Annotated in this window: 9 protein-coding genes; 2 read left to right on the forward strand and 7 right to left on the reverse strand. The window is 60.6% G+C overall.

Going from position 1 to position 9,933, the window contains the following annotated elements; all coding sequences use genetic code 11:
- Positions 1-15: 15 nt before the first annotated feature.
- The 7 genes from ACEN93_RS04070 to ACEN93_RS04100 all read right to left on the reverse strand — a co-directional run bounded on the left by ACEN93_RS04070 (position 16) and on the right by ACEN93_RS04100 (position 7,424).
- Positions 16-1,419, reverse strand: a complete 1,404-nt coding sequence (locus ACEN93_RS04070) for an ABC transporter substrate-binding protein (RefSeq protein ID WP_074690271.1) — start codon at positions 1,417-1,419, stop codon at positions 16-18.
- Positions 1,420-1,530: 111 nt separating this feature from the next.
- The gene (locus ACEN93_RS04075; RefSeq protein ID WP_414881859.1) at positions 1,531-1,776 is read right to left on the reverse strand and encodes a 4Fe-4S dicluster domain-containing protein; all 246 of its coding nucleotides are present in this window, start codon (positions 1,774-1,776) and stop codon (positions 1,531-1,533) included.
- Positions 1,777-1,801: 25 nt separating this feature from the next.
- Positions 1,802-3,532, reverse strand: coding sequence for a fumarate reductase/succinate dehydrogenase flavoprotein subunit (locus ACEN93_RS04080; RefSeq protein WP_414881860.1), 1,731 nt, complete (start codon positions 3,530-3,532; stop codon positions 1,802-1,804).
- A 2-nt stretch (positions 3,533-3,534) separates the two neighbouring features.
- Complete coding sequence (locus ACEN93_RS04085) at positions 3,535-4,281, reverse strand: GntR family transcriptional regulator (protein WP_039768890.1); 747 nt, start codon at positions 4,279-4,281, stop codon at positions 3,535-3,537.
- Positions 4,282-4,376: 95 nt separating this feature from the next.
- Complete coding sequence (locus tag ACEN93_RS04090; RefSeq protein WP_495611091.1) at positions 4,377-5,345, reverse strand: Gfo/Idh/MocA family protein; 969 nt, start codon at positions 5,343-5,345, stop codon at positions 4,377-4,379.
- A gap of 9 nt (positions 5,346-5,354) precedes the next feature.
- A complete protein-coding gene (locus ACEN93_RS04095) occupies positions 5,355-6,242 on the reverse strand; it encodes a Dyp-type peroxidase (protein WP_495611092.1) in 888 nt (295 codons plus the stop codon).
- Between the two features lie 144 nt (positions 6,243-6,386).
- Complete coding sequence (locus ACEN93_RS04100; protein ID WP_039768895.1) at positions 6,387-7,424, reverse strand: AraC family transcriptional regulator; 1,038 nt, start codon at positions 7,422-7,424, stop codon at positions 6,387-6,389.
- A gap of 208 nt (positions 7,425-7,632) precedes the next feature.
- On the opposite strand from ACEN93_RS04100, the gene ACEN93_RS04105 reads away from it, so the two are divergent.
- Positions 7,633-8,858, forward strand: a protein-coding gene (locus ACEN93_RS04105; protein WP_428997874.1) for an IS3 family transposase whose coding sequence is annotated in 2 segments (ribosomal slippage) — positions 7,633-7,984 and positions 7,984-8,858 — 1,227 coding nt in all. Because the reading frame shifts where the segments join, the coding sequence is not laid out codon by codon here.
- A gap of 91 nt (positions 8,859-8,949) precedes the next feature.
- Complete coding sequence (locus tag ACEN93_RS04110; RefSeq protein WP_495611093.1) at positions 8,950-9,897, forward strand: SphA family protein; 948 nt, start codon at positions 8,950-8,952, stop codon at positions 9,895-9,897.
- Positions 9,898-9,933: the final 36 nt, after the last annotated feature.

Consider the following 9,933-nt stretch of genomic DNA (forward strand, 5'->3'; position numbering starts at 1 on the left):
CGATCTACGTTTGAGTTAACGGGTGGCCACTGCCTGAGTCGTGGCATCGGTGAAGTCGAGGACTTTCCCGCCCTGCGCCGATGCAAATTGCTGCGCCTGGCCTTTGAGCAGGAACGCGCTGAGGCGCCCCTTCGCATCACTGGCAAACCACGCCTGCTCCGCCAGCAACTTGATCCCGCTGTCACTCGCCTGGGCATACACCGCACGGATGTTCTTGCCTTCCGACTTCAGACCGGCCAACGCGGTGAACGCCTCTTCAGCCGAGGCATAGCGCCGGACCTTGTCCTCACCGCGCACCCAGATTTCCGCGACATGGCTGAAATCGCTGATAGCTTTTCCAGTCGCCGCATCGACCGACTTCAAGGGCGTCTGCGCGTAGTTGGCCAGTTGCGCGGTGTAATCCAGATTCGAGGCCTTGAACGCCGCGCGGATGTACTGATCGTCGATAAAGGTGTTCAGGTCGAGCCCGCGATCGGCCTTCTTCAGCAGCTTCAGCGTGTCGATGGCAGTGCCCACGGCCTGGCGGTATTCCGGTTTCCAGCTCAGGTCGCGGGTCTGCACGCCGAGCGGGCCGTGGAACAGATAATTGACCTCGGCATCAACGCCGGTGACCTTGGCGATCAGCTCGCTGTATTTCTCCGGTTCGGCGGCCAACAGTTGATTGGCCTCGATGCTGGCGCGCAGGTAGGCGACGACGATTTCCGGGTATTTTTTGGCGTAGGCCTGATCCACCAGCGCACCGTGGAAGGTCGGTGCATTGGCTTGGGCACCGTCGTAGATCTTGCGAGCAAAGCCACGGCTCGGGAACAGCTCGGCGAACGGTACGAAGTCGGCGTGGGCGTCGATCTTGCCGGCCTGCAACGCGGAACCTGCGACCTCCGGCGGTTGGGCGATGATGTTCACGTCCTTCAGCGGGTCCCAACCCTGCTCCGCCACCGCGCGCAGCAGCATACCGTGGGCGGTGGAGGCGAACGGCACGGAAATGGTCTTGCCCTTGAGCTCGCTCAGCGACTGCACGCCCGACGCGCTCGGCACCACGATGCCGTTGCCGCTGCCCTTGATGCTGCCCGACAGCACGCTGATGAACAGGCTGTGTTTGCCGGCGGTTTCGAACGCCACGCCATTGAACGCACCGGGGAAATCGGCCATGGCGCCGAAATCGAGTTTGCCGGCGACCATCTCGTTGGTCAGCGGCGCACCGCTGGTGAAGTTCTTCCACTGCACGTCGTACCTGGCATCCTTGTAGGCGCCGTCGTGAGGCAGGTATTTGTCGAGCAGGCCCAGCTCGCGAATCAACAAACCGCCGGCGGCGCAGTTGATGGTGGTGTCCTGGGTGCCGATGGCAATGCGGATGGTTTCGGCCGAGGCCGACAGGGTGAACGAAGCCAGTACCAGACCGGCGATTGCTGCACGCAACATGGTTGAATCCCCTCGAATCATTTATAGGATGTTCGTCTCCGCCGCGATCAGGGCGCGGTGGGAAACGAGGGGTGTTTTGAATCAGGCGTCCGGTGTTGCCGGATAGCGTTTTTAGCGAAGCAGATACGGGATTTCGACTTTCACCGCGCCGGTCGGGCAGTCCTTTTCGCAAGGCATGCAGTACCAGCATTCGTCGAACGCCATGTAGGCCTTTTGCGTGACCGGGTTGATCGCCAGCAGGTCCATCGGGCAGACGTCGACGCACACGGTGCAGCCCTTTTCGGCGATGCATTTGTCCTCGTCCACGGTGACGGGGGCGTTGGAGCGGAAGAAGATTTCCTGGGCTTGATAGGCCATGGTTCGGACTCTCTCTAGTGATGCATCAAGCGGCGAAAGCGCCGACCCGCAAACGGTCGTAGGCCTGCATTTCCTCGGCATCGAGCGGGATGATGTAAGGCTCGACGGCTTTCTTGAAACTGGTCATGCGCCCGTCTTCGCCCTTCTTCAGGTGGCAGTGGCAGAACCATTCGCGGTCGTCTCGTTGCGGGTGATCGACGCGGTAGTGGTACAGGCCCCAGCGGCTTTCGGCGCGGAACAGCGAGGCGCGCGCAGCCATTTCGGCGCAGTCGCGGATCACGCTGGTTTCCATGGCGCGCATCAGTTCATGGGCATTGTTGGCCTTCATCTCGTTGAGATCGCGTTCAATGTCGCTGAAGCGTTGCAGGCCGATTTCCATTTTTTTGGTCACTTTCGGCGGTTGCAGGTAGTCGTTGACGAAGCGCCGCAGCTTGTACTCGACCTGTGCCGGCGGCAGACCGTGTTCGCGATCCAGCGGTGCGTAGACCCTGGCCTTTTCCTTCTCGATCTGCTCGGCATCCAGTGCGGAGAACTCGCGCCCGGCAACAAATTCCGCCGCGTTGTTACCCGCGAACCAGCCGTAGGTGAACGCGCCGAGCATGTAGTTGTGCGGCACGGCAGCCATGTCGCCGGCCGAGTACAAACCTTTCACCGAGGTTTCGGCGCGCTCGTTGACCCACACGCCGGACGCCGAGTGGCCGCTGCAAAAACCGATTTCCGAGATGTGCATCTCGACCATCTGCGTGCGGTAATCGGTGCCGCGATTGGCGTGGAACTGGCCGCGACTCGGGCGCTCGTTGCTGTGGAGGATTTCCTCGATGTTCTGGACGGTTTCCTCGGCCAGGTGATCAAGCTTGAGGAACACCGGGCCGTTGCCGCTCTCCAGTTCCTGGTGGAACTCCCACATCATTTGCCCGCTCCAGTAGTCGCACTCGATGAAGCGTTCGCCCTTGTTGTTGGCGGTGTAGCCGCCGAGCGGGCCAGTGACGTAGGCGCAGGCCGGGCCGTTGTAATCCTTGATCAGCGGGTTGATCTGGAAGCACTCGAGGTTCGCCAGTTCCGCACCGGCGTGATACGCCATCGCGTAACCGTCGCCAGCGTTGGTCGGGTTTTCGTAGGTGCCCATCAGGTAACCCGAGGACGGCAGACCCAGTCGCCCGGCCGCGCCGCAAGCGAGGATGACAGCCTTGGCCTTGATCACATGGAAGTCGGCGGTGCGGCAGTCGAACCCCATCACGCCGTTGACGGCGCCCTCCTCGTCAGTCAGCAGACGGGTGCAGACCAGGCGGTTGGTGATGCTCACTCGCGCGCGCTTCAACTGGCGATAGAGGACTTTCTTGATGTCGTGCCCTTCCGGCATCGGCAGCACGTAGGCGCCCATGTGATGGACCTTCTTCACCGCGTAATCGCCGGTTTCGTCCTTCTCGAACTTCACGCCCCAGCGGTCGAGCTGTTCAATGGTTTCAAAGCTGTGCGTCGCGTAGGCATAGACCGCCGCCTGATTGACGATGCCGTCGTTGGCGATGGTGATTTCCTTGGTGTACTGCTCGGGCGTCGAGTGGCCGGGGATGATCGCGTTGTTCAGGCCGTCCATGCCCATGCTGATCGCACCGCTGCGTTTGACGTTGGCCTTGTCCACCAACAACACGCGCAGCTCCTTGTTCTTTTCCTTGGCCTTGATCGCGGCCATCGGGCCAGCGGTGCCGCCGCCGATCACGACGATGTCGTATTCCTGTTCGAGGGTATTGCGGGTCATGGTCACGCCCCTTTTTGCCGGTCGATCCGCAGGCGGTACTGGAACGCATCGCCACGGTAGTAAAGGTGTTCGAAGTCCAGCGGCTGACCGTTGGCGTCGTGGGTCAGACGCTCGATGCGCATGATCGGCGAGCCGGCCTCGACGTTCAGCGCCTGGGTCAGGTCGCTGTCGGCCAGCACCGCGTCGATGGCCAGATCGGCATGGCCGAGGGCGATGCCGCAGTCGTTCTCGAGGATCAGGAAGATGTCGCGGGTCACCAGATCAGCCTTCTCCAGCCGCTCGCCGACGGCTTTGGGCAGGTAGGTGATTTCCAGCGAAATTGGCTCGCGATTGATCAGGCGTACGCGTTTGATCTGCGCAACAGTTTCGCCTTCGGCGACCTGCAAACGCTCGGCGACCAGTTTGTCGGCGGCGATGAATTTGAAGCTGCGCAGGCGGTTGATCACCTCGTAGCCGCGGCCGGTCATGGACTCGGCGAGGCCTTGCAGGGTGCTGACGTTTTGAAAGGTCTTGGGTTTGGCGACGAAGGTGCCTTTGCCGTGGATCTTGAAGATCAGCCCTTCCTTCTGCAGATCGCCCAAGGCCTGGCGCACGGTGATGCGGCTGACCTTGAACAGTGCGCCGAGCTCGCTTTCGGACGGCATCTGGCTGTCTTGCGGGTATTCACCGTCGAGAATCCGGGCGCGCAGCACGTCGCGCAGTTGAGTGTGCAGCGGGACGCTGCCAAGAGAGAGAACGTTATCGGTCATCACGGGATCACTTGTTATAACGAGTTATGACGTGATCTTAGAGACGTTATGACAAGCTTGAGAAATATTGTTTGGGCATAACCTTAGATGCGCCTTCAGTGGCGCTTGAGGATCTGATCCATGACCCAATCGGTCTTCAGGGCCTCTGCGGCGACAGCCGGGTGCCGGGACTCACCGCGAATCTGCGCGTTCATGCCCAGCACGTGGTGCCACTGGATGTGTTCGTGATGGGGGATTTCCAGGCTGATGCCCTCTTCGGCATGCAGCTCGACCGGATGCTCATCGAACACCGAAAACCCGATCCGCCCTTGGCTGCCGATGATCTCGACCCGATCCTCGCGCCGGTCCGCGACAAAGCTCCAGCAGCCCATGCCCAGCGCACCCGAGGCGAATCGCCAACTGGCGCTCACCGCATCTTCCGCCGCGTACAACCCGGCCTGACGCGCGGTGAAGCCGGCGACTTCCACGATGTCGCCGAGCAGGTACTGGAACAGGTCGAACCCATGGCTGGCCAGATCGGCGAAATACCCGCCCCCGGCCACCGCCGGATCGGTGCGCCAGTTTGCGCTACCGTCCAGATCCTTGGGCGATGGCGCCTTGGTCAGCGTCCAGCTCAAATGCCGCACCTCACCGATGCGCCCCTGTTCCAGCCATTGCCGAACCTGCTGGAAGCGCGGCAATGAACGGCGGTAATAGGAGACGAACAGGTGCAAGCCGGCGTCGGCAAACACCTGCTGCATTTCGCGACTTTGCCCGGCATTGAGCGCCATGGGTTTTTCCACGCAGCAATGCTTGCCGGCGGCGGCGACTTTCAGGCTGTAGGCGTGGTGACTGTCGGGTGGCGTGGCGATGTACACCGCGTCCACCTCGGGGTCGTTGATCAGGTCATCGACGTCGGTGTACGTCCGGGCGATGCCGTGGCGCGCGGCGTAATCGGTCACCGCTTCGAGGCGTCGCCCCATGACGGCCACCAACGCCGAGCCGGGGGCCTTGTAGAAGGCCGGCCCGCTCTTGCGTTCAGCGACGCTGCCGCAACCGATCATGCCCCAACGCACCACGTGCATGCTTGCGCCTCAGCCGATGCGCAGTGCGCGCAGGTCGAGGTGGCCGTTTTGCAGCGGCGGGCACCAGTAGTAGCCGCCGGTGATCGGCCGGCTGATGCGGTACAGACCGTCGGTGACACCGTCTTCCAGACCGCTCATGCGGCGCAGTTGCGCTTCGAAGGCATCAAGGGAGAACCCGAACGCGAGGAACATCAGGCCGGCGCGATCGCCTTCGATCCACGGCATCGAACGACGCACGACGAAGGCTTCCGGGGCGAAGCTTTCCTGGGCGGTGCGTTTGACGTGGGCGGACACCGGGGCGTCGTCGATCTCTTCGTTGTCGCTCAGGCGACGGCCCATGATGTTGTCCTTGTCCTCGGCGGACAACGCATGGAAACCCTTGAGGTCGTGCTGCCATTGCTGGATCGCGGCGAAACTGCCACCGACCAGACCGTCCGCACCTTCACTTTGCAGCGCGGCGGCGATAGCGGCTTCGTCATGGGGGTTTTCGGTACCGTCTTCATAACCGGTGAGGTCATGGCCGTCCTTGTGGCGAAAGGCTTCCTGCATCTGCACCAGACGCAGCGCCGGGGCCAGTGCGGCCTCAAGCGCAGTGCTGCGGTTGAGCAGCTCGCCACGGTCGACGCCGTGCAGCCAGACCCACAGGGCGTGCTGGGTCGACGGGTTTTCCACGCCGACACCGGTCAGCGCCGGAAAGCTGCGCAGGCCGTCGACGTGCACATTCAGGGCCTTGGCCAGGGATTCACCAAAACCGACCACCGCCGACTTGCCATCCACCATGTTCAGCAGGTTGTCGATCGCCTGCGGCAGCGCTTCAACCGACTCGAGAGCGAAAAACAGGTGACGTGCTTGCGGCGGAACAGGGGTGGCGAGAATGCCCGGCTGGTAGTAACTCATGTCGACTCCTTGGAAAGAGCGCGGAGTTTAACTGTAGGCGGAGGGTTTGTGGGGGATTGAAATGGGTTGGATAACGTCAAAAGCGCCCTCACCCCAGCCCTCACCCGGAGGGAGAGGGCTGGGGTGAGGGGTATCGGTCTCAAGTCAAATCACAGAACTCTCCATGCGCCACGCACTCGGACTCTTCCCCGTCCACCGCTTGAACGCCCGCCGAAAACTGCGCACATCGCTATAGCCGACCTCCTCGGTAATCCGCTCGATCGGCATATCAGGATTGGCCAGCAAACTCATGGTTCGCGCCTGCCGCACCTGCTCCAGCAGCGCCTCGAACGTCAACGAATGCTCAGTCAGCCGCCGACGCAAAGTCCGGCTGCTCATGTTCAAGTCACCGGCAATCTTTTCAATGTGACTGCCCCGGCTCAGATCCCGCGCAATCGCCCGCTCCACGGCCTGGATCAGATCAAGTTTCTGATGAACCTGCGCCGCTTCCAGCTCCAGCAGTTTGACCGCCTGACGCAGCGCCAGCGAATGATGATTGGGCAAATTCACATCCAGCCATTGCACGTCGATCAACATCCGATTGTGCAGGCAACCGAAGCGCACCTCCGGCCCCAGCAGACGGCGGTATTCATCGACGTAATCCGGCGCCGCGTGCATGAACTCCACGGCAATCGGCTTGAACGTCTCGCCCACCAGCGCCCGGCCGTAGACCAGCAGGCTGGCGAAAAACTCTTCAACGGCAAACACCTGCACCTCGGCAAACGGCAGCCGGCACTCAACGTCGACGTAGACCTGATCGCCCACCACATCGACGCTGGAAACCACGATCCCGCCGGAGGTGTGCTGATGCCGAACGCCAATGTCGAACGCATCGCGCAAGGTCTTGCACAGCGACAGTACGTGCCCCAGCAGCCCCAGCGTACCGAGCACGTTCTGCGCGCCCACCCACAGGCCCAGCCCCTGATTGGGCAAAGCTTTAAGCCCCCGCTGGATCATGGCCACGGCCTGTCGGTAGGAAATCCGCTGCGCCGGATCCTGCAGGTCTTCGAAATCAAAACCCAGGCCACGGCACAGGCTCTGCGGCTCGATGCCCTTGTTGGCGGCGACTTCGGCCAGGGTTTGCAGGAGAAACGGCGACACCAGCGCCATTTCGAAGGTCGGGTCTTGGACTTTTACGTTCATGGGGGCTGACATTCCGGATCACGCTGAATTGTTATTTTTGTTACCGGTTATGTCGAAGGAAGTTAGCACAGGGTTGACGAAGTGTCCGCAGAAGCCCCCATCCGTGTCCGCCAATACCCTGCCCTGTCGTGCGCCAAGGGCTTATTTCTATCGTGTGTCTCGTCCTGAATAAGGTTTACACCTTCTGGCTTCTTATCAGGAGGGTGCAATGGATTCGGGCGCAAAACGCAGTCAACGCGATTACACGCTGACTTTTAAATTGTCGGTTGTCGACCAAGTCGAAAAAGGCGAGTTGAGTTATAAAGAGGCTCAACGGCGCTACGGAATTCAGGGTCGGTCGACGGTGTTGGTTTGGTTACGCAAGCATGGTCGGCAAGACTGGAGCCAAGGCGCCTCCATTCGTTCCCAAAGGAACCGACCGATGGACGAGCCCACTTTGCCCTTAACTCCCGAGCAGAGAATCAAAGAGCTTGAGGAGCAGTTGGCGCTGGCGAATCAGAAAGCCAAGTTTTTTGAAGACGTGGTGGATGTACTGAAGAACGACTACGGCGTCTCTGTCGTAAAAAAGCGGCCCGGCAAGTCGTTGCGCAAACCCAAACCCTGAGTGTCAGCAGGGCTTGCCAGTTTATGGGGATCAGTCGCCAAGCCTTTTACAAACGTAATCGCGTCTATCGGGCTCGCATCGAGCAAGATCAGAAACTCATCCAGTTTGTGCAGACAATCCGAGTACGCCAACCCTGCATTGGCGCCCGCAAATTGCACTCGTTGATGCACGCGGAGCGTGAGAAACAGGAGCTGCATGTCGGCCGCGATCGGTTATTGGCGGTCTTGCGTGATTACCGCCAACTGGTCCGCAGGAAGCGGGCTTATCACAAAACGACCGACAGTCATCATCACTTCCGCTGCCATCCCAATCTGCTCAAACCAGGCCCGTCGCAAGTTGTCGCTACCGGTCCGGAACAGGTCTGGGTGGCCGATATCACTTATCTGTCCACCAAGCGTGACGATCCGGTTTATTTGAGTCTGGTGACGGATGCCTTCTCGAGAAAAATAGTCGGCTATCACGTGCATAGCAGCTTACATGCCGACTCGGTGGCTCAAGCCTTGCGCATGGCTTTGAAGACGCGTCGAACATGCCAGAAACTGGTTCATCACTCAGATCGAGGTGTGCAGTACTGCTCGGCGCTTTATCAAAAGCTCCATGCCAAGCATGGCATCACGTGCTCAATGACTGATGGCTACGACTGCTACCAAAACGCCCTGGCAGAGCGGGTCAACGGCATCTTGAAGACAGAGCTCTTGCTCCACCGGCCGACAGACTTGGCGCAAGCGGAGCAAATGGTGCGGGAGGCGATCTTGATCTACAACCAGGAGCGCCCGCACCTGTCCTTAAAATACAAAACGCCCGATGCAGTGCATCGGGCGTTAGGATGAGACAGGTGTAAACCTATTTCAGGACTAGACAGTGGTCGGGCACCCTGCGTGCCGGCGTTGCGCCCAAAACACAATAATAATGAGGACGGACATGACCCCGAACCGCGCGACATTCCCTGTGCGACTGGCGCTGAGCCTGCTCGGCTGCGCCGCGACCCTGCCGGTGCTGGCCACCGAAGCCGGCGTTGACAACATCGGCCCCGGCACCGACGGCTTCTTCATGCTGCCGCTGGAGGTCGACAGCCTTCCGGAGAACATGGTCGCCTTCAACCTCTACTACAACCACTACAAGTCACGAAAGCTCAACATCAGTTCGCTCGGCGGCAAGGTGCCGAATGTCGAGATCGAATCCACCGCCGTCATCCCGCGCATCGATTACCTGAGCCCGGTACGGATCTTCGGCGGGCGTCTGGCCGGTTACATCGCCCAGCCGTGGCTCAAGCAGGAAGTCTCGGTGTTCGGCCTGAGCGACACCCGCGAAGGCATGGGCGATACCACCATCGCGCCGATCATCCTGTGGGACATGGGCAAGGACCTGACCCTCGGCGCCGCCGTGGAAATCACCGTGCCCACCGGCGAATACAGCGTCGACCGGCTGGCCAACACCAGCAACAATTTCTACACCTACAAACCGCTGTTCTCCTTCACCTGGTTGCCGACCGAGCGCACCGAGGTGTCGATGAAGACCACCTACAGCTTCAACGAGAAGAACAAGGACACCGACTACAAGTCCGGGCAGATCTTCCACTTCGATTACTCGGCCAGCTACAAGATCACCGACGACCTGATGCTCGGTATCAACGGTTACTACCTCAAGCAGACCACCGACGACAAACAGTTCGGCCACACCGTGCAATTCGCCGGCCAGGACGTTGATGACGGCGTACGCGGCAAGGTCTTCGCCATCGGCCCGGCGCTGCACTTCACCTTCCTCAAGTACGCCAGCGCCGAGATCCGCTGGGCCAAGGAATTCGACGTGGAGAACCGGCCAGAGGGGGAAATGTTGTGGGCGAAGGTGAGTATTCCGTATGCTTTTTAAATAAAAGAACCGAAAAAAAAAGGGCGGCCAAACGGC

The organism is Pseudomonas sp. Pseusp21, assembly GCF_059492145.1.

Excerpts from the sequence above, each read along its gene's own strand:
- ACEN93_RS04070 (WP_074690271.1), bottom strand. The coding sequence starts at position 1,419 with ATGTTGCGTGCAGCAATCGCCGGTCTGGTACTGGCTTCGTTCACCCTG.
- ACEN93_RS04075 (WP_414881859.1), bottom strand. The coding sequence starts at position 1,776 with ATGGCCTATCAAGCCCAGGAAATCTTCTTCCGCTCCAACGCCCCCGTC.
- ACEN93_RS04080 (WP_414881860.1), bottom strand. The coding sequence starts at position 3,532 with ATGACCCGCAATACCCTCGAACAGGAATACGACATCGTCGTGATCGGC.
- ACEN93_RS04085 (WP_039768890.1), bottom strand. The coding sequence starts at position 4,281 with ATGACCGATAACGTTCTCTCTCTTGGCAGCGTCCCGCTGCACACTCAA.
- ACEN93_RS04090 (WP_495611091.1), bottom strand. The coding sequence starts at position 5,345 with ATGCACGTGGTGCGTTGGGGCATGATCGGTTGCGGCAGCGTCGCTGAA.
- ACEN93_RS04095 (WP_495611092.1), bottom strand. The coding sequence starts at position 6,242 with ATGAGTTACTACCAGCCGGGCATTCTCGCCACCCCTGTTCCGCCGCAA.
- ACEN93_RS04100 (WP_039768895.1), bottom strand. The coding sequence starts at position 7,424 with ATGAACGTAAAAGTCCAAGACCCGACCTTCGAAATGGCGCTGGTGTCG.
- ACEN93_RS04110 (WP_495611093.1), top strand. The coding sequence starts at position 8,950 with ATGACCCCGAACCGCGCGACATTCCCTGTGCGACTGGCGCTGAGCCTG.